Genomic DNA, 20,488 nt, shown 5'->3' on the forward strand with positions numbered 1-20,488 from the left:
AACCCTGCCGTTAACCGGCGGAGCTCGTCAGCCGTTGCATCAGTTTCGATGCAGTGACTTCCAACGCAAATTTATCTTCAAACAGCGTGCGGGCCGAACGGCCATAGTCGCTGGCAAGAGCCGGATCGGTCAGAAGCTGTCCCAATGCCTCGGCCAATAGTTCTGGCTGGCGTGGCGGTACAAGACGACCGGTTTTGCCGTCCAGAATGGCTTCCCGGCAACCGTCCGCATCGGTCGAGACAATCGGCATGCCGAATGCCATGGCATTCAAAAGTGCCAGCGGTAGGCATTCCATGGTCGATGACTGCACATAGACAGAGGCAGATGCATAATGAGCGGCCAGCTCATCCGGTGACAGGTTCGGGATCAGCTGAACAGATCCGCGCAGATCGTCCTTCAAAATACGCACCAGAAGATCGCGGCTGAGCGCGTTCATCGCCGGTGGATGGGCGCCGATGATGTGCAGTTCCGCCTCCATCGGGATCCAGCCCTTCTTCCGGCCAAAGGCAAAGGCTTCGATCAGACTGCGCGTGCCTTTGCGCGGGCCGGTCGACTGAACCGACAGGATGACCGGCTTGCCGCCGGGTGCCTTGCCCTCTTCCGATCCCGCGGGACGGCCGCAGGATTTGTCAAATCCGCTCCAATAGAAGACTTCGCCGTCATAACCTTCCTCGGCCCATTTCTGTCGGGTCGCATCGGAGCCGAACAGGAAGGTCAGATTGCCGGCCTTTGCCCGGGCTTCCAATCGCGCCAGCATCTTACCGGAGCGCATAACGAGGGACGGTTCATAGGTCTCGTGGATGTACCAGAAGGCCGGTCCGGACCATTTTTCCAAAAGCGGCAGCGCCAGAGGCCAGCTGGCAAAGGAATTGATCAAAAGAGGGCCCTTGCCAGAGGTCTTGGACCGGTAGTGCCAGAGACGTAGCCGGGAGCCGACACCGGCAGATCCTTTCGCGGCAAATGAGAACAGCGGCTTCATGAAGCCGGGAATCCGGGGATCGCCGGCAAGGCGGGTCAGAAAATTGCCCGCCCGCCCCAAAAGACGCGATACTCGGCCTTCGGTGACAACGGGGCTGTGCATCTTGGTGTAATCATCAACCAAAGGTCCTGCGCCTAGGCTGATCACCCGGGTCGCAACACCCATGCCATGAAGCGCCGAGGCAACGTCTCGCAAAAGTACCGGCGCGCCGGTGCGGCTGAGTTCATGACTGATCAAGGTGACTGCGGATTGTTTCTTGTCGCCTTCGGGAGACAGCGACAGCGCTGGTGCGGACAAGCTCTTATCCGCATTGGCCTTCTGCGCTTCAACAATGTCCTTGTCGTACATCAGGCTCGCCGTTGCCTTTTCCAGATGCGGCGGCCATGGCGTGCTGGCGAGCGAATAACAATCGCGGTCTATAGCTGGAGCAATCGGATTCACCGGAGGATTTTCTGCCGCGTTTTTAAGGTATTTGGCGACAATTCCGGCAACTTCATTGGTAATGCGGTCGTCGCTCTCGCCAATCGTGTTGTTGGCATGCACCCGGTACGCATAGAGCTTGTCACGGATCAGAACCGGTTCTTCCAGAGCACTTGCTCGCAACATGAAGTCGAGATCATGCGCATAGCGGTAGTCCTCGAATGTGCCGATCTCTTCCATCAAGGAGCGATGAAACAGGAAGTTGCCGGTCGAAACGCCGATATTGTAGCGCAGGAGCAGGGACGAGATGTTCGGCGCGAGATCGAGCTCTTGCATCTTCAAATCCGCATACCAGTGCCGCCAGCGGTGATCGGCCGGCAATGGATTGCCATCGTCGTCAATTGGATCGACATAAGTGCAGACGAAACGCGCCTTGCGCGCCATCGCGGTCTCCACGCAGCGGCGGATCCGGCCAGGCAGGAAATAATCGTCCGAATTGAGGATCGCCAGATACTCGCCAGTGGCTTTTTCAAGACCCTCATTGATCGTGTTGTGAGCGCCCTTGTTCTCCCGGCCGCTGACATGGATGGTCAGGCCGTCTTCCTGCGGCAGCTCCGCGACCGTGCGTTTCAGGACTTCTAAGCTGTCATCCTTGGAGCCATCATCAATGACGATGATTTCCAGAGGGCGCCAATCCTGTTTGGCAATCGACAACAAAGCATCCGCCACATAGCGCGCATGGTTGTAGACCGGCATGACAACCGAGACCAAAGGAGTGGCGAAAGTGGAATTCGTCATTGATCGGCTGGGTCCAGCAGAGTTGAAAACAAGGTGGAGGACTGGCGCAAGTCAGACAGCATGCGCGCATATCCTTGGGAGAAAGTGAGGCTTGGTTGCCATTTCAAAACGGATTGTGCCTTGGAGATGTCCAGAACACTGACCGGGATATCGAAGCTGCGGCCGTCCTGATAGGTGACGGCCGGATTGAGATCCAGCTCGTTGCGCAAAACATCCAGGATCTCATTCAGGGACACGCCCGCGCCGCTGCCAATGTTGAATACTGGCTTGGCTAACGCCGAAATCTCTTCTTCAGGCGCATCTGTCAGCGCCACAAGGGCAGCAGTCAAATCAGCGATGTGGATGTAGTCCCGAACGACACTGCCATCCCCCCAGATGGATATCGGAGTTCCTTCCAGCGCCTGAAAAATGAACGTGCTGGCCGCGCCCTGGCGCTTGGCCGGATTTTGACCGGCGCCATAGGGATTGGAAATGCGGGCAATGCGGCAATCGATGCCGTGAGACTTGCGGTAGTAGCAGAGGTAAATCTCCGCCGATGCCTTAGAGACGCCATAAGCATTGGTCGGATTGAAGGGATGGTCTTCATCCACCGGTGTCCGGGTGATTGGACCATAGACCGTGCCGCCAGAAGAGGAGAAGATCACTTGAGCTGGTGTTCCAGCCGCCTTACGGGCACGGAGCACTTCCAGCAAGGACACCATTCCGCGCAAGTTGGCATCGAGATCGGCCACCGGATTGGCATCCGCAGAAGCTGGGACGGTCGTCCAGGCATAGTGATGGATCACATCGATGCCGTCGACCAACGTCGCCCAATCGACAGATCCGCTATCGACCTTGCGAAATTCGACCGGCAGCATTTCCGTTATGGCGCTGTTTGGTTCCACCACATCGGCCAGAACCACTGTATCGCCTCGCCGGTGAAGCGCCAGGGCGACATGGCGGCCAATAAACCCACACCCGCCGAGAACCAGATGCGTGCTCATCGCTGCACCTCAGGCAAATGGGTTGTCGCATAGCCAAAGCCTGCTTGTTCTGCGGCAAACAGCATGACCCGCTCTAGCGTATGGAGAAGCGTGCCGTCTTCCGGCAAAGGTTCAGCCGGATAATCGGCCCAGTCGAGACCAAGATCGAACATGGGTTTCAAGGCCTCCCGGCGGGCCCAGAACATCGTACCAACCGGCCAATCAAAGGCGTTCGGCAATGGTGCCGTCCTGCCCATTTTTGTCGCCAGTTCTTCTGCAATTTCGAGATTTGCATCCCAGCCGATCAGATGCGGGTCTTCAGGGAAGACAAGGCCCAGCTCCGGATCCGCTTTGAAGGCCGCGAGGCAGGCATCTGCAGCTGCATTCTGGCCGCCAATCAGATGCTCCCAAAGGAAAGTGCGCCAAGTGTCGCCCATAGCTGCTTCCACATGCGGCGATTTTTTGCCATGCACATGGCCAATAACGTCATATTGTTGCAGCTGATCCGGGTCGAGGCCGCTCAAGAACGGACCTATGTCCCGCCCGGCGTTGCGGACCACTTCGACTTTGACCGTGCCCGGCAGCACCACCCGGGACAGGGCCTGCATGGCATAATCGGCTTTTTGATCATCCGGGACGGTAATGATCACATCAATTGTGCTGGCGTTCGACTGGAGTTTATCCAAAAACTCATCAATCAGATCGACATAGAAAAAATGCCCGTGCAGCAGAGCCTTGATCTCAACGGGTTCGGATTTCCTGCCGGACAAAGCGATGACGTCATGGGTCCAGCGGCCATCTTTCTTACCGTTTTCCAGCCAATCCGCCAAAGGATCCCGAGCACTGTCCGATGTCATCAGGTCTTCGAAATAGATCAAGGGATTGAAGCCTGCAAGCGGACGGCGCAGATCGGTTGGTATCAGCTTCGATCCGGTGGTGCGGGAAACACGGGACCTCAAGAGATAAGTGTGCAGGAAGTCCTGCGGGTATTTGTCGGCTGAGTTGCTTCCGCCAAACACATTCTCGTTGAACGCAGGTGGTTCTGCAGCGCGGATCAGCTGATAATCATTGCCGATCAACTCAGCATCTTGTTTTGCTAGTGCCCCAATGCAGATCAGATTTTCGACAAAGGCTCCAAGGTCCAGGTGGCTGCTCACCAAGTCCGCGCTTGCTTTGGAGCGCGCTGCATACGCGTCTTTGTCATCGGCAAGCGTATGAATCGACGCCACCATAGGTTCCAGATCCAAGTAAGGTGAAACCAGGGTCTTCAAAGTAGCGTCAACGGCCAGAACGTCGGCAACGCTGCTGCCGTTTTCAAAGCAGAATACCGGTTTCCCGGCAGCGGCAGCTGACACCGCAAACCGGGACATTGCATCGAGCGGCGCGGTCAGAGCAAAAGCATCGGCTAGCCCGATACCTGCTTCAGCCGCGTTGTTTGCACTTACGATCTGGCAGTGGCCCTCGATTCCGGCTCTCCGGATCTGTTCAACGATCAGACGGTGATAGGCGTTTTCATCCCCGCTGTGCACGTCGCTGGTAAGCCAAACAAATTTCAACTGCCGGCCCGATTTCGTCGCAGCACCGGCTTTTACGGCGAGTGCCAGGAATGTCTCGATGCCTGATTGCGGCCCCAGGTCTCCAGCACCGGCTACAACAAAAGCATCTGCATCTCTTTCCGGCCGGATCCGGTTACGAAGCGCCGCATCTGCGATTGGCTCTTGCCCGTCGACATCCCCATAAGCCGGCGGTGCGATGATGTCCTTCTGCCGGCGGGACAGATAAGTATGCTCGGCCTCGAAAGAGGCGGCCACTGTCTGGGATGGGAAGACCAACCTATGCGCCCACGGCAGAAATTCGTAAGCGCTGCCGAACGGACGAACCGCGGAAGAAAACTCATCAACCAGCTGAACGATGCCAAGACCAGCTGCGGCTAGGCCGCGGACATTGATCCGGCTCTTGAGTGACAAGGAGATTGCAAACTCGGGATGAAGTTCGGCAACAATGCGCGCAAGAACTTCATTGCGGTCAATCGCCTCCATGTCGTTTTCATCCGGAAATTCCACGATTGCCGCATCCCGGCTGGTAAACACCTCAGCCTGGGCGTCGCCTGGTTGGAGCAGGACGATCACGTCTTTTGACGCCTGCAACTGCTTTATCACGTTCAACGTGAACGACATTTCCACGGCAGTCAGATCTGGCTCCACCAGGAGCAAAACCCTGGCTTGGTCCGTATCAGCCAGGTCCGGCATGGACATTCGTTTGGCTGGCGTCACGCAGGGCCGGTCTTCGGCTTGGCCGAACAGAATGAAATGGCGCAGAAGACCGAAACCAGACGTGTCCACGTCCGGATTGCGGCGAGCATAATAATCCGGGTCAAATCCGGCGGACGGCGCCTGGCGCTGCGCTTCGCCGGTCTGGAGATAATGCTCAAGCGGATCCTGATTGTCCGCGCGTGCCTGATCCATCAGCGCGTAGACATTTTCATCAAACAGACCACTTGTCCGAATTGCCTCAATGGCAGGATCCGTTTCGACTTCAGGTGCGCCTTTCAGCATCCGAGCCAGCTTCGCCTTGACGCGTTTGCCCGCCCGGGTGGCAAGTTCTTCATATCCGACATCCATTGTGCCGGTTTGTATAAGACTGGCGAACTGCCGCTTGAGCGTTGCCCGATCCTGAAGCGCCTGCGGATTGCCGCTGTTGTAAAGCACGTTCAGAGCTTCGTTGATCTCATCGAGGTCAAGACTGAAGGCACCGCCGGTGTTTACAGCGAGGCGGTCCCATTTCAGGGCCTTTGGCATTAGGCTTTCGCGCTCGTCCAAAAAGGCATCACGCTGCGCTGAGATTGCATCCCGGTCCCGAGTGACTGCACCGAGCTCCAGATTGACCTCGTGCAACCGGCTTAAGATATCCTCGCCCCAGCGTTGTTTATCGCCAAGCTGGACCGCGCGCATATGCGCGTCTCCCAATAGCGAGAAGTAACCCCGCACAGTTGCGACCGTTTCGTCTCCCTTGGCACTGCTGAAAAGAAGCGCCAGCAGTGGATCGAGGTTTTCGATCGGAGCACTGCCGGTGTAAGCGACACCCAGGCCGTTCGAATGAATGAATTCAAATGTTGGATATTTCGCCTTGATCTCCTGGAAGTACTGCCAAACACCAAAGTCTTCCCGGTACACATTGGTGTCATGGAAGAGCACGATGCAGCGGTCGCTCATCTTCGGCAGGTAGGTCTCGAAATCCTCGCGCACTGCCTCATAGGTGTGCAGGCCATCGATGTGCAACAGATCAACGCTGCCATCTTCTATCTGTTGGCGGCCGTCGGCAAAACTCATGCGCATCAGGCGGGAAAAATGGCCAAAACGCGGATCGTGCCAGGATTTCAGGTCCGCATAAACATCTTCGCCATAAAGACCGGCTTGCTCGTCTCCAAACCAATGATCTATGCCGAAACACTCCGTGTTGAGCTGATACTTGGCAACAGCCTGCGCGAAGGTGCAGTAGGAATTGCCAGTGTGAACACCAAGCTCAACAAACCGGCGCGGCTCGGAAACAGCCATAACCCAGGCAGCGAACGGCAAATGTCCGGCCCAGGAATCTGGATGCACAAGGCGGTCCGGGATCGACAGAGCCGGTTCCAATCCGCGTTTGCTGGCGCAAATCGCCTGCCAGAGGGTTGTGCTGTCTTCGGAGATCGGTCCGGCTGGTTTTGTCATTCTTTAGCTCAAATTCCATGCGCTCTGAAAATCCGTGCAAACCACAGCACAGCTTGAGATCTTATGCGCTTTTAAAGACTAATCGCCGGGATTGCCATTGGCAGAGGCCAAAGAAATATCCAGCATTGGAATCCCCATCAGGCCGCTGACAGTCTGGCTTGAGTGCGATTTGAAGATCAGTGCGTCATGCATCCAATGGTGCTGCACGTGTTCTTCTTGCGTTCCATCGGCCACTGCAACGGCAATCACATAAGAGCCCTTCGGCAGCGCCGGCATCGGGAAACGGAACTTTGCGGTAAATGTCGTACCGGCCTTGAAACTGACCTTGGACGTACCATCGTCCTGCGCCGTGGTTAGGTAGGTGTTGTCGCCAAACAGCGCCTGGCCGAGCCGGTCTTTGATGTAGAAACCGACGATGGGCTGATCCAGATCCTGTTCGGCCTTGATATCGCAGGACAGGATTGTCTCCTCACCGCCGACAATCCAACGGTAAGGCTTGCCGTCTGGATCGGTGAACCGGACATTTTTGATCCGGGCGCCACCTGCACCAAAGTCACCACCATTGTTTTCTTTAAAGGCAAAAACCTCAAGATCGTTTCGCAGATTGCTTCCGTTCACCCACTCACGCCGGCCATCAATCCAGTCTTCCGGCGGAACAATAATGCGGTCATCCCCGCCGGAGACGTCCGCTTCTTCGTCCCCCGCCTCTTCGGCGTCCTGGGTGTCGGACGGTTTCACATCATCCTGGAACATCTCGCCGAAATAGAGTTCGCACACCGCCTTGGCGCTGCCTTCAGCCTTGAGTTCACCGCCATCCAGCCATATCGCCCGGTCACACAGGCCGATCACCGCTGCTGTGTCATGGCTGACGAAGAGGATGGTGCCGTTTTCGCGGAATTTTCGCAAATACCGCATGCATTTCTGACCGAAAGCGACATCACCCACAGCAAGTGCTTCGTCGATCACCAGTATGTCGGCGTCCACATGGGCGATCACAGCAAAAGCGAGGCGGACAAACATGCCGCTCGAATAGGTCTTTACCGGCTGGTCGATAAACTGGCCGATATCAGCAAACGCAACGATATCGTCGAACCGCTCGTCGACCTCTGCTTTGCTCAGGCCATAAAGCGCCGCGTTGAGATAGACATTCTCCCGGCCAGTGAAATCCGGATTGAAACCGGCACCGAGCTCCAAAAGAGCAGCCACCCGGCCATGAGTTGTGACGGTGCCTTCGGTTGGTGTGAGCGTGCCGCAGATCAACTGAAGAAGTGTCGATTTCCCCGAGCCGTTTCTGCCGATGATGCCGACAGCTTCGCCTTTGACCACATTAAACGACACGTGATCGAGCGCCGTGAACGGCTGATGATATTGCCGCCTGCCAAAACTCACCAATTCAGCCAAGCGATGGATCTGGCGGTTGAACAGCCTGAATTTCTTCGTCAGACCGGAGACTTCGATGACGTTTGTGTTTTGAGCATCAGAGGACATCGGAAAACCCTCTTCTCATCCGCTGGAACGCAGCAAAACCAGCACCAGCGACCCCAAGCGCAATCACATAATAGATCAGCAACCCGGTCCAATCCGGCGGGTCTGTTGTGAACACGACAACGCGGGATTGCTCAATGATGAAGGTCAGTGGGTTGAACATGAAGACCGGCCACAGATGATCCGGAAGCATCGAGATCGGATAAAACACCGGCGACATGAACAATAGCACGGTCGCCGCCAATCCCATCAACTGGCCGATGTCGCGCAAGTAGACGGACGCACCGGCGATCAACCAGGAAATCCCGCACAGCAGAATGGTGAACGGCAGAATGATGAGCGGCAGCCACAGCGTTCCAATGGAAATCGATCCAGTCACGAACAACTGGAATCCCAGGAAGATAAAAAGACCTACGAAATACTGCAGCAGAGCTGTGGAGACGACCATCACCGGAAAGATTTCAAGCGGGAACACCAGCCGCTTTACCATATTGGCATTGGAAACAATAATGCTTGGCGCGCGGGTAATGACTTCGGAGATGAAGCTGTGCGTGATCAACCCGATAAACAGAGTCAGTGCAAACCCCAGGCTGCCGTTTGTTGCCGGCGCTGCTCCCTTGGCGGCCCATCGCATCTGGAACACAGTGCCGAACATGAAAGTAAAGATCGCCAGCATCAAAAGCGGAACGAAGAACGTCCACGCCAGCCCCATGACAGAGCCACGGTAACGAGCCAGCATATCCCGGCGGAACAAGGGCGCCGCTATGTTCATGTACTGCCCAAATTTGCTCGCTGGTGTGCTCCGATCAGCCAAGGTCATTCACCAGTTCCTGAAGTGCGATCATAATGCTTCATTTCAGACGGTTTTCTTTTCTCATGTTCCGCGCGGAATACGTTATCCAAGGGCCGATCTCAAGCATGTTGCGCCGGCCTGCTCGGTGAAACTGAAGTGCAAGCGCCTTTAGAGTTGCAAAATGGCGGAAGCATGATGCTTCCGCCACTCTGATTATATTGATTTTAGCCTCAGGCCTACTTCACCAATCCGAGGCGTTTACCTGAGTAGACTTTGTTGCGGAGCGGGCCCCACCACCAGTCGTTTTCCAGGTACCACTTGATGGTTTTTTCGATGCCGGTGTCGAAGTTTTCTTCTGCGCGCCAGCCGAGTTCGGTTTCCAGCTTGGTCGCATCGATCGCATAGCGGGCATCATGGCCTGGCCGGTCTTCCACATAGGTGATCAGACGCTCGTGCGGGCCTGTCTTCGGGCTATGCCGGTCGAGGATCGAACAGATCGTCTTGACGACGTCGAGGTTGGTGCGCTCGTTGCGCCCGCCGACATTATATTTCTCGCCGAGGCGGCCCTTGGAGACGATGGTGTAAAGCGCCTTGGCGTGATCATCGACATAGAGCCAGTCGCGCACGTTCATACCCGTGCCATAGATCGGCAGCGGCTGACCATCGAGCGCATTCAGGATCATCAGCGGAATGAGCTTTTCCGGGAAGTGGTACGGGCCATAGTTGTTGGAGCAGTTGGACAGAACCACCGGCAGACCGTAGGTTCGGTACCAGGCAATCGCCAGGTGATCACTGGCAGCCTTGGAAGCAGAATAAGGCGAGGATGGATCGTAAGGCGTCGTTTCCTTGAAGAGGCCCTCATCGCCGAGTGAGCCGTAGACTTCGTCGGTTGAGACATGCAGGAAGCGGAAGGTGTCTTTCTTCTCGCCTTCCAGGCCCGTCCAGTAGGCGCGGGCAGCTTCCAGCATCGCCATGGTGCCGACGACGTTGGTCTGGACGAATTCGGCTGCCCCGGTAATCGACCGGTCGACATGGCTTTCGGCCGCCAGATGCATGATGTAGTCCGGCTGGAACTCGGCCACCGCCTTGATCATCTCCGGCCCGGCGCAGATGTCTTCCTTTAGGAAGCGATGATTGGGTGCGTTGTCGACTTCCTTCAAAGATTCCAGATTGCCGGCATAGGTCAGCTTGTCGATGGTCAGAACATCTGCGCCAACATTGCGGACAAGATGGCGGACCAAAGCCGATCCGATGAAGCCGGCACCGCCGGTGACAATTACACGGGTCATATTGTTACCTGACTGCTTTCAACTTGTGTCTCGGCCTCAAAGGGCGCTCATTCCGTCATCCGCAACCTTCTTCAGGTAACGGCCATAGGCGGTCTTTTTGAACATCTCGGCAAACTTCAGAAGCTCGTCCTTCGACAGCCAGCCGTTGAGGTAGGAGATCTCCTCAATGCAGGCGACATTCATGCCTTGGCGATGCTGGATCGTGCGGACAAATTCGCCCGCTTCCAGAAGGCTGTCATGGGTGCCGGTGTCGAGCCAGGCGTAGCCGCGGGACATGCGCTCCACGAAAAGATTGCCCGCTTCCATGTAGATCCGGTTGAGATCAGTGATCTCATATTCACCGCGTGCAGACGGCTTCAGGTTCTTGGCGTAGTCGACGACCTTGTTGTCGTAGAAATATAGACCTGTCACCGCGAGGCGCGACTTCGGATTGGTCGGCTTTTCTTCCAGTGAGATCGCCCGGCCTTCACTGTCCAGTTCCGCCACGCCGTAGCGCTCCGGATCGTCCACTTCGTAGGCAAAGACAGTTGCGCCCTCTGAGCGGCTGTTCGCGCGCTCCAGAAGATTGGTCAGGCCGGCGCCGTAATAGATGTTGTCACCAAGGATCAGCGCGACATTGTCGTCGCCAATGAACTCTTCGCCCAGTGTAAAGGCCTGGGCCAGGCCATCCGGGCTCGGCTGAACCTTGTAAGAGATCTCCAGGCCAAGCTGGCTGCCATCGCCAAACAGGCGTTTGTAACTGTCGATGAACTCCGGTGAGGAGATGATGAGGATCTCGCGGATTTTTGCCAGCATCAGGACCGACAGCGGATAATAGATCATCGGCTTGTCGTAGATGGTCATCAGCTGCTTGTTGACGGCCAGAGTGGCCGGATGAAGCCGGGTGCCGGACCCGCCTGCCAGAATGATACCCTTCATCACGATACGCCTTTTTCCTGTTCGCCCAGCAATACATCAACGGTGCTGGCCAGTGCGGCGCGCCATTGACAGGGCTCAATACCAAAATCTTGGCTTAACTTGTCTGTATCCAATGCCGAATTGGCCGGACGGCTGGCCGGGGTCGGATAGTTCTTTGTCGGGATCGGCAGCACAGCCGGAACTGCAAGTCCGCGTGCTTTTAGAAGCTCAAAGATCTCCGAGGCAAAGCCGTGCCAGGTCACCGCCTCATCACCGCAAAAGTGATAGACACCACTGGGTGCGTTTTTATCATCAATCTGGCGTAACACGATGGCCTGAGCAGCGCGGGCAATATCAGATGCTGCGGTCGGGCAGCCGGTCTGATCGTCAACCACTTTGAGTTCTGGCCGATCTGCGAGGCGGATCATCGTCTTGACAAAGTTGCCGCCGGTTGCCGAGAACACCCAGGCGGTGCGCAGGATCACATGGCGGCAGCCAGAAGTTTGAATTGCGAGCTCGCCTGTCGCTTTCGAGGCGCCATAAACACCTTGCGGATCGATCGGATCGGTTTCCGCATAGGGCCCGGTTTTGGAACCGTTGAAGACATAATCTGTCGAGATGTGGACCAGCGGGATATCAAGCTCTTTGGCAGCCTCTGCAAAGGCAGCTGGAGCAAGGCCATTCACCTTGAACGCGGTCAGGAGATCGTCTTCAGCCTTGTCGACCGCCGTATAGGCGCCGGAGCTGATGATGGCAGAAAACCCGCCCTCACGGACGTAAGTACCGACCTGGTCCGCATTGCTGAGATCAAGGTCAGACCGCGGAGGGACAACGAGCTCGGTGCCGTCCGGCCACTTCAGACCTGCCAAAGCACTGCCAACCTGGCCCGACCCACCTGTGATGAGAACTCTGGTCATGGCTTACGGCTCGATCTCGACCAGCTTCATCGGATTGCCGTCATAGGCAAAAGGCGAGTCAAACTCTGCAAGCGCCGGATGTTTGGTGTCCTTGCCGCTCAGAACCGGCTCAGCCCCACCTGCCAGCGGCCAGTCAATGCCGATGTCTTTATCGTTCCACATCAGCCCGGCATCATTGTCCGGAGCATAGTAGTTGGAGACCTTGTAGGTGACTTCGGTGTTGTCTTCCAAAGTCACAAAGCCATGGGCGTAACCTGCCGGGACCAGCAGCTGATCGCCGTTTTCGGCAGACAGTTCCACGCCAACCCACTCGCCATAGGTAGGCGAACCCTTGCGGATATCGACAGCGACATCAAAGATTTTGCCGCGGATACAGCGCACCAGCTTGTCTTGCGCAAACGGCGGGGTTTGGAAATGCAGGCCGCGCAACGTGCCGGCTGGCACAGAAAGCGAGTGATTGTCCTGTACGAACTCGCAGTCAATTCCGAGCGGCTCAAACTTCTGTTTGTTGTAGCATTCGGTAAACCAGCCACGGTCATCACCAAATCGACGCGGATGAACTAAAATTACTGTGCCGCTCATATGTGAAGTTGCTCACCTGAATTAGAAAATCAGATTGCCGTTGAGACAAAGTGCTCCAAAGGCCAGCGGCTCCTAGTAAGGACCACACGGACAGACAGGCCGTGGATGCACGCCAACTTTTGCGGCCATCGCATACGATGATACCGGGGGGAGGTCAATGAATTTCGCGGGTCAAGCAGTATAGGACCGGCATTGCCAGCCCTGTTCAACAGACTGCGGCAACTCTCCGCAAGACCGGCAAGAGGCGGTATCGGTATTGCTACTAGGATTGGCCCGTCACACTCAGCTTCGAACTTAACCCCACTTGCTCATCAGTGATTGCAGACTTCAAACCGCCACGAACATAAGCAAGCAGGAACGTCAGCATCACCATTTCGCCACCGTCTTCCAAAATCCCAAGTAGCCCGGCAAACAGACTGCGTGGGGTTGGGAGCTTGTGGTGCAGGACATCCAGAACGACCGCACAAAAGACAACACCGAAGAACAGCAGCATAACTGGGACGATCCGCCGGCACTCCTCCGGCGGGGACATAATCCAGCCAATTGCGAGGCAGGAAACGGACAGAATGCCCAGAAATGTCCAGATCACCAGTTCTCCGGCAACTCCCTGATCCGTACCGAAGAGATCGTACATAGGTGTATTTTCAATCAGCCAAGTGGCGCCACGTTCATGCAACTGAAGGCTGTCGTCAAACAAGGCGATCAAGAAAAATATGGCCAGGCCGAGAAAGACGGGCACACGGCGATGCAGGTAAATTGACATCACCGTAAAGATGATGAGGACCCACTTGATATAGTTCAGGATTTCGCCAGCACTCCAATCCCGTCCGATATTGAAGAAATCCGGCCAAATGGAGACCCATCCTTTCATCACCATGAAGCCCAAGACGATGTGCAAAAAAACAAACAGGAGATCTGCAGAGAGGAAAAATACGAGCGTCTTCTGGTCAAACTTGGTCATCATGCTCCAAACGTCCCCAGCTTTAACAATTTAAAAATTAACAATAGTAAATATGACCTCATTTTACCGCATCTCGTCAATGGATAGCCAGCTGCGCGAACAGCCGCAAATGGGAGATACCGTAAGCTAGATCTCTTGAGCGGATCGTTTCTATGTGAACACGATCGTCTAATAACAGACGGGAGACGCGGGAGAATTCAAATCCCGAGACGCAAACATCTGGTCTATCCGGCCGTGCTGGAAAGGCCTATTTTGTTGTAACCGCCTCACAGCCTTTGCGACCCGCGCCCCTTCTCATCATCAACAACTAGCGCATCTTTTCAGTTTCATGCTGTCACGCCAAATCAACGTAATAGGCGACGCCTTCATAGGTGTAGTGGCCAAGGGTCGCGATGGTGTTGTCGCGTTCAGTTTCCGAGGTCGTATAGAAGTGTGTGCCGTTCTGGGTGTTCAGGAAACGGTAGAGCGCGGTTCCACCGCCGTCGGCCGTCAGGCTGGCGTAATAGACAACACCTTCATCGACAAATTGCGGCAGGTTTGTGCGAATGTTCGAGGCCTCATCTGCACTCGCAGTATAGAAATGAACCCCGCTAGCAGAATTGTAAAACCGGAAAACCGCCGCGCCGCCCCCCGCTTCCGTAGCATTGGAGTCAAACGCATTGCCTTCATAGGTCATCGTTGGGATGTTGGTGATGACAGAATTGCGCTCATCAATGCTGGTCGTGAAAAAATGAGACCCGGTCAAAGTGTTGTAGAACCGGTAAATTTGGAACGGGCTGCTGTCGGCATCCGGTGTATCAACCGGAAGGGTGACAAAGGTTTCAGAGCCGGAATCGGCCACGGACGTATCTATTGTCGGTGTGCCGCCCGGATCCGTCGAGTGACCAAACCAAACATGAGAGACGCCTTTATGGATTGCGACCCCAATGGCTTGCCAATCCTGCAGCCAGGGCGACTGATTGATAATGACCGCGTTATGGCCCGGGGACGATTGCCAACCACTTAGGGCGGTTTGCGGCGTCATGTTTGTGGTTGTTACTGAAGAACCAGTGTAGCCGGTACTAATTTCGTAGCCATTGTCCGTATAAGTGGTTCCGATACGGGTCGGCGCATTCCACATGTTTGAATATGTGCTGGAATCCGCACTGCTATAAGCAGCATCGCTCCAGGAGTGGCCCTCATAAGCGCCCGTATTGTAGACTGTATCAAGAACATGGCGGCCGGCTGTAGCGGTCAGTCCGGCTGACAAGGGAATAGTGCTGAGGCCGACCGACGCCCGGTAGTCCATAATCAAATTGTAAAGCGTCAGCTCATCGCCATCGATGGTATCTTCAGACGTATTGAAGTAATAATTTGTCGCCACGGGAATGCTCCGATATTAGATCACAGACATAAATTCTCGTTTCAATGCCCAAACTTGCGTTTGCTCTTTTTGTTGAAGAGTTACTTACGCTTCAAAGTCCGGTACAGCTGTCATAGAGATCACAGAAAGCCCCAATGTGTTGACCGGCTTTTTAACCTAGCGGGCCATTTTGCCATTTTCAGGTCAATGACCTTGCGGAATTAAGGCATTGTAGGGATTTCACCAAAACCGCTCAAGTCAGTGACTTAATATCGAACCGCATCGGGGCGGGAATTGCCGATGGGCTCTGCAACATCGAAACGTTGACAACTCCCTCACTGGTAAGAATTTATTAACTTACAACCAGTGCAAATAACGGTGGTTCGGGCGTGATAGTGGTTGCAGTTCAACATGTCAGAAACAGTGCTGGCTGTTCATTGCATTGCCACATTTTATCTTATAAGAACGGCGGCAAATTGAGTTCGGCAATTGCGCGCCGAATATGTTACGTTTCCTCACCGAAGAAAACATGGGAAATCAGATGGTATCGAAAACACCGCTCCAGGCCGCGTACGGCAAGTTTCGAGCCATAATTTTCACGACTTTTGTTTTCAGCTTTTCAATCAACATGCTGTTGTTCGCCTCGCCGATCTACATGTTGCAGATCTATGATCGTGTGCTTGGCAGCCGCAACGAAACAACGCTGTTGATGATCTCTCTCATCATTTTGTTTTTGCTGATTATTTACGGCTTCTTGGAATTCATCCGATCCAGGATGCTTGTGCGCGCCGGCCAGCAGTTTGACGATGTCTTGTCGGAATCCCTGTTCAGCCGGGCCGTCAAGCTTCGCCTGTCCAACCCCAAAGCTGGCGCAGAATTTATTCTCGCCGACGGCGACAAGATCCGTGAGTTTCTGACCGGCACTGGTATCCTCGCGTTCTTCGACGCACCTTGGACACCGGTCTTCATTGTGGTGTGTTTCCTGTTCCACCCGTGGCTTGGTTTCCTGGCACTGGGCGGCAGCATCATCATTTTCTCGCTTGCGCTTATCAATGAATTTGCGACCCGGAAGCCGCTGAAAGAAGCCAATACCGCGTCCCAGCACGCAAACCAGTTTGCCGGTGCTGTCCTGCAAAACGCGGAAGTCATCCGGTCGATGGGCATGGAAAAGGCTCTGGGCGACCGCTGGCGGGATCGTCACGGCACAGTTTTGGGCGCCCAAGCGGCGGCCAGTGACAAAGCCGGCGCCATTTTGACATTCCAGAAGTTCTTCCGGATGACCCTGCAGTCGGCAATTCTTGGACTTGGCGCCTATCTTGCCATTCACCAGGAGATTTCCCCGGGCATCATGATTGCTGCTTCGATCATGATGGGCCGCGCGCTACAGCCATTGGAGCAAGGTGTTGCCCAATGGAAAACCTTCGTTGCGGCCCGTCAGGCTCATGCACGCCTAAAAGGTCTTTTTGACAGCGTGCCTGGTGACGAGCAACGCACCGAGCTGCCCGAACCGGAAGGGGTTGTCACCGTCGAGAACCTGTCTTCCGTTCTTCCAGGGACTCGCACAGCGTTTTTGAAAAATCTCAACTTCCAGGTCAATTCCGGTGAGACCGTCGCCGTTATTGGACCATCGGGTTCCGGTAAATCGAGCCTGATCCGCCATCTGGTAGGCGTCTGGCCCGCAGCTGTCGGAACGGTTCGAATTGACGGCGCAGACATTGCGCATTGGAATGCGGATCAGCTTGGCCAGCACCTTGGGTATTTGCCGCAGGAAGTCCGGTTGTTTGCCGGGACGATCGCGGAGAATATCTCCCGCTTCACCGGTGGAGAATCTGAGGCCGTGGTCAAGGCGGCGCAGTTGGCCGGTGTTCACGACATGATCCTGCGGCTGCCGGATGGGTATGAAACCCAGGTGGGCGACAACGGCCAGCAACTCTCTGGCGGTCAGCGCCAACGGGTTGGCCTCGCCCGCGCCATGTACGGCATGCCGCGCATCATGATCCTTGATGAGCCGAATTCCAACTTGGACAGCGACGGTGAAAACGCTCTTCTTGAAGCCATCAAAACGATGAAAGAAGAAAAAGTCACAGTTGTGCTCGTCACACATAAGACCAATTTGCTTGCCATATGTGACCGCGTTCTGGTGATGCGTGAGGGCATGATGCAGGCCTACACGACACCTCAAGAACTCTTTAAACCGGCCGCCGCAGCAGCGCCTGCCCCGGCAACAGCGCCCGCAACCGTGCCGGTCGGTCAAGTCAAAGTTCCAAATCAGCAGCCTGCTTAAGAGTGATGACCATGAAATCGAAACGGAAAGCCAGCGCAAATCCGCGGCCGTTCATCATCGCCGGCTATGCGACGATCCTGCTGACCTTTGGTGTTGTTGGCGCCTGGGCGGCCATCGCCAAACTGGACAAGGCCGTCATTGCGCCGGGCATGGTTGAGGTCGAAGCCAACCGCCGCGAGGTCCAGCATCTGGAAGGCGGCATCATCAAGAAAAAGGACATCAAGGAAGGCCAGGTCGTCAAGGCCGGCGATGTTCTGATTGAATTGAATGACGTTCAGGCACGAGCAAATGTGCAAGTTGTTACAATCCGCCTGCGGATCGCCGAGGCCGTCGAGGCCCGTTTAAAGGCGGAGCGGAACCTCGACGAGAAGATCGAGTTCTCTGCATCCTTGCTCGCCGACAAAACACCGGAAGTGGTCGATGCAGTGGCCGATCAGGAACGCATCTTCAATGACCGCACGTCAATCCTGAAGTCTCAAGCTGATATCCTTACCAACCGCATCGAACAGCTGAAACGCGAAAAGATTGGACTTGGCGAACAAAAGGAAGCTTTCATTCGCCGTGCAGAGATCCTGCTCGGCCGGCTGGATCGCCTGAAAGAAGGTCTGGAAAGCGGATCCATCCAGAAAAACCTCTACGCGACGTATGAAGACGAATACGTCGAAATCAAAGCCAATGTCGCGCGCATGGACACTGAGGAAGCCAAGGTCGAAAAATCGATCGGCGAGACCAAGTTCCAGATGCTGCAGACCCGCCAGGAATTCCGCGAGCGCGCTTCGACTGAATACAAGGAAATCTATGGGCAGATCCAGGAATTCCGCGAGCAGCAGAAAGTTGCCCAGGATGTTCTCGACCGGACAAAGATCCGTGCGCCGATCGACGGGGTGGCCCAGAATATCAAGCTGACCGGCTATGTCATCCAACGCGGCCAGACGCTTCTGGAAATCGTACCAGATACCGATGAGATGATCATCAATGCAAGGGTCCAGCCGCTCGACATCGACAGCGTGACTGAGGGCCTGGAAGCGGAAGTGAAATTCACTTCGTTCCCGTCCCGGTTCATGCCGATCATCACTGGCAAAGTGCAGACGGTTTCCAAAGGCACAATCACTCCAGAAGATACACGCGAAGCACCCTATTATCTCGCGCGGGTCCAGGTCAGCAAAGACGAACTGCCAGAAGATGTGCGCGGGCGCTTGAGCGCTGGTATGCCGGCCGATGTTCTGATCACCAGCGGAGAGCGCACCGTGGTCGACTATATCATTTCACCGCTCACCGATGCAGTCTGGAAGAGCATGCGCGAAGACTGACTTCATCGAACTCTGCTAATCGACAAACGGCGGCCAATGGCCGCCGTTTTTGTGTTTGCTCCTAAGAACCCTGTCACGCCAGGTCGACGTAAAAAGCAACACCTTCATAATTGTAATGCCCGAGCGTGCTGATGATGTTGTCCCGTTCGGCCTCCGAAACGGTGAAAAAATGGCTGCCGTTCTGTGTATTGAAGAACCGGAAAAGTGCAGTGCCGCCATTGCTGGCATCCGCCGAGGCATAATAGGCAATGCCTTCGTCTTGGAAGTTGCTCTGGTTCTGCCGGATGTCAGCTGCCTCAGCCGCATTGGCCGTATAAAAATGAACGCTGTTTGACGTGTTGAAAAAGCGGAACACCGCTGTGCCATTGGCTTCAGTCACGTTTGAATCAAACGCATTGCCTTCATAACTGAGGCCATCAAGCGTTTCGATCACAGTGTTGCGCTCGCTCAAGCTGGTCGTGAAAAAATGTGAGCCGGTTCCAGTGTTGTAGAACCGGTAAACCTGATAGGCGCTGCCATCGGCGTCCGTCGGCTCCACCACCGCTTGTTCGTTGGTGATGGTGGTTCCGTTGAAAGTCAGGTTCTCGACATTGGTCAGAAAATCCTTGCCGTCGCGGCTGGCGGACGTATCCGCGACGACGGTTTGGCCTTGGGACCCGGTAAAGACTGCATAATCCGACCGAGCGCCGGTGAAAATCACCGTATCACTGCCACCACCGCCATCAATCGTGTTGTTGGCCGAATTGCCGGTAATTGTATCCGCCCCACTGCCGCCGGTGGCGTTTTCGATCACAACCCCATTGGCAATGGTAAAGCCGCCCTGAATGCCGGACACCCAGGAAACATAACCACCGGCGTTGGCGCCTGTCAGCGGCGCTGCATTCAAATTGATTGTCAGGCCGGTGGTGGCGGCGGCTCCAGAGATAGTGTCAGTTCCGCCGGTATCCCAGATCGCATCCCAGCCTGTGCCGATCTGATTGACGGTTGCCAATGTGTAGGTGTTGTTTCCAGTTTGGGCTGCCTTGGCCCCATAAAGGTATTGCACGGCAGCAATATCAAACGCCATAGGCCCGATGTTGGTGCCGTAGTCCAGCGTTGTGCGCGGCTCACCCGTCCAGCCAACAGCATAGGACATGGTTGTCCAGATCTGCTGGTTGAGCGCGTTGTCGCCCGTGTCTTGATCGTCATTCAGCGTCACGCCTGGAAACGTGGTGCCACTGTGGGGATGATAGAGCCCAATAACATGGCCTATCTCATGCACCATGGTCTGATATGTGTCACCGCCCGGATTGAAATAGGTCAGTGCATTGTTGAAGACGCTGTATTCAATGGTCGGCGGATTGACACCATCCGCCGGAGCCGTGGTCTGGCCCAGAACGAATTCCGAATTGGTCAGCGTCTGCAGGATATTGGCGTCGGAACGCACCGCCGTTTCTTCAAACGACACATTGGCAACCGCTTCCCATTCGGCAAACGCGGCTAGCGCGGCGGCCTTTTCCGCCGCCGACCAGGCGCGCTCGCCGGTATCGTCGAAAAAGACTTTAAGGGGTGCGGTCGCCGCCCATCGGACCGGATTGGGATTGGCAGGTTCGGTAATGAGCCCCGCAACATAAGCATTGGTCGGGATGGTAGAAACAACCACAAATTCCTGCATGAAAGCCCCCCAAATTCACGCATGACCGCCAGCCCTAGAAATGTATTCGGCTGCGGTCAGATGACCGACAGTCTAAACCAACCTGACGGAAGGGGTCCATCAAAA

General features: G+C 55.4%; 14 protein-coding genes. 2 read left to right on the forward strand and 12 right to left on the reverse strand.

What is annotated here, in order from left to right; all coding sequences use genetic code 11:
* Window positions 1-10 precede the first annotated feature (10 nt).
* The 11 genes from FJ695_RS03085 to FJ695_RS03135 form a co-directional block, all read right to left on the reverse strand.
* On the reverse strand, window positions 11-2,197 hold the full coding sequence (locus tag FJ695_RS03085) for a glycosyltransferase (RefSeq protein ID WP_141184071.1): 2,187 nt from the start codon (window positions 2,195-2,197) through the stop codon (window positions 11-13).
* A complete protein-coding gene (locus FJ695_RS03090; protein WP_141184072.1) occupies window positions 2,194-3,180 on the reverse strand; it encodes an NAD-dependent epimerase/dehydratase family protein in 987 nt (328 codons plus the stop codon). The genes FJ695_RS03085 and FJ695_RS03090 overlap by 4 nt, the downstream gene beginning before the upstream one ends.
* Window positions 3,177-6,869 carry a rhamnan synthesis F family protein gene (locus FJ695_RS03095; RefSeq protein WP_141184073.1) on the reverse strand — a complete coding sequence of 1,231 codons (3,693 nt, stop codon included), beginning with the start codon at window positions 6,867-6,869 and terminating at the stop codon, window positions 3,177-3,179. Before FJ695_RS03095 ends, FJ695_RS03090 begins: the two co-directional genes overlap by 4 nt.
* A 78-nt stretch (window positions 6,870-6,947) precedes the next feature.
* Entirely contained in the window at window positions 6,948-8,357 is a 1,410-nt protein-coding gene (locus tag FJ695_RS03100) for an ABC transporter ATP-binding protein (protein WP_141184074.1), read from the reverse strand.
* Window positions 8,347-9,174 carry an ABC transporter permease gene (locus tag FJ695_RS03105; protein ID WP_209010899.1) on the reverse strand — a complete coding sequence of 276 codons (828 nt, stop codon included), beginning with the start codon at window positions 9,172-9,174 and terminating at the stop codon, window positions 8,347-8,349. The genes FJ695_RS03100 and FJ695_RS03105 overlap by 11 nt, the downstream gene beginning before the upstream one ends.
* Before the next feature lie 209 nt (window positions 9,175-9,383).
* A complete protein-coding gene (gene rfbB, locus FJ695_RS03110; protein ID WP_141184075.1) occupies window positions 9,384-10,436 on the reverse strand; it encodes a dTDP-glucose 4,6-dehydratase in 1,053 nt (350 codons plus the stop codon).
* Between the two features lie 36 nt (window positions 10,437-10,472).
* Window positions 10,473-11,354, reverse strand: a complete 882-nt coding sequence (rfbA, locus tag FJ695_RS03115; protein ID WP_141184076.1) for a glucose-1-phosphate thymidylyltransferase RfbA — start codon at window positions 11,352-11,354, stop codon at window positions 10,473-10,475.
* Window positions 11,354-12,250, reverse strand: coding sequence for a dTDP-4-dehydrorhamnose reductase (rfbD, locus tag FJ695_RS03120; RefSeq protein ID WP_141184077.1), 897 nt, complete (start codon window positions 12,248-12,250; stop codon window positions 11,354-11,356). Before rfbD ends, rfbA begins: the two co-directional genes overlap by 1 nt.
* Before the next feature lie 3 nt (window positions 12,251-12,253).
* Window positions 12,254-12,832, reverse strand: a complete 579-nt coding sequence (rfbC, locus tag FJ695_RS03125) for a dTDP-4-dehydrorhamnose 3,5-epimerase (protein WP_141184078.1) — start codon at window positions 12,830-12,832, stop codon at window positions 12,254-12,256.
* A 262-nt stretch (window positions 12,833-13,094) separates the two neighbouring features.
* The gene (locus FJ695_RS03130) at window positions 13,095-13,796 is read right to left on the reverse strand and encodes a hypothetical protein (protein WP_141184079.1); all 702 of its coding nucleotides are present in this window, start codon (window positions 13,794-13,796) and stop codon (window positions 13,095-13,097) included.
* Between the two features lie 331 nt (window positions 13,797-14,127).
* On the reverse strand, window positions 14,128-15,156 hold the full coding sequence (locus FJ695_RS03135; protein WP_141184080.1) for a hypothetical protein: 1,029 nt from the start codon (window positions 15,154-15,156) through the stop codon (window positions 14,128-14,130).
* A gap of 508 nt (window positions 15,157-15,664) precedes the next feature.
* On the opposite strand from FJ695_RS03135, the gene FJ695_RS03140 reads away from it, so the two are divergent.
* Together FJ695_RS03140 and FJ695_RS03145 are read left to right on the forward strand one after the other, a co-directional pair.
* Window positions 15,665-17,419, forward strand: coding sequence for a type I secretion system permease/ATPase (locus FJ695_RS03140; protein ID WP_247653783.1), 1,755 nt, complete (start codon window positions 15,665-15,667; stop codon window positions 17,417-17,419).
* Between the two features lie 11 nt (window positions 17,420-17,430).
* Window positions 17,431-18,729, forward strand: a complete 1,299-nt coding sequence (locus tag FJ695_RS03145; RefSeq protein WP_168206244.1) for an HlyD family type I secretion periplasmic adaptor subunit — start codon at window positions 17,431-17,433, stop codon at window positions 18,727-18,729.
* Window positions 18,730-18,802: 73 nt separating this feature from the next.
* Here FJ695_RS03145 and FJ695_RS03150 read toward each other — a convergent pair whose 3' ends face one another.
* Window positions 18,803-20,383 (reverse strand): M10 family metallopeptidase C-terminal domain-containing protein, encoded by a 1,581-nt coding sequence (locus FJ695_RS03150; protein ID WP_141184082.1) that lies wholly within the window; start codon window positions 20,381-20,383, stop codon window positions 18,803-18,805.
* Between the last annotated feature and the right edge of the window lie 105 nt (window positions 20,384-20,488).

Origin of the sequence: Labrenzia sp. PHM005 (genome assembly GCF_006517275.1) — a bacterium.
Classification (GTDB): domain Bacteria; phylum Pseudomonadota; class Alphaproteobacteria; order Rhizobiales; family Stappiaceae; genus Roseibium.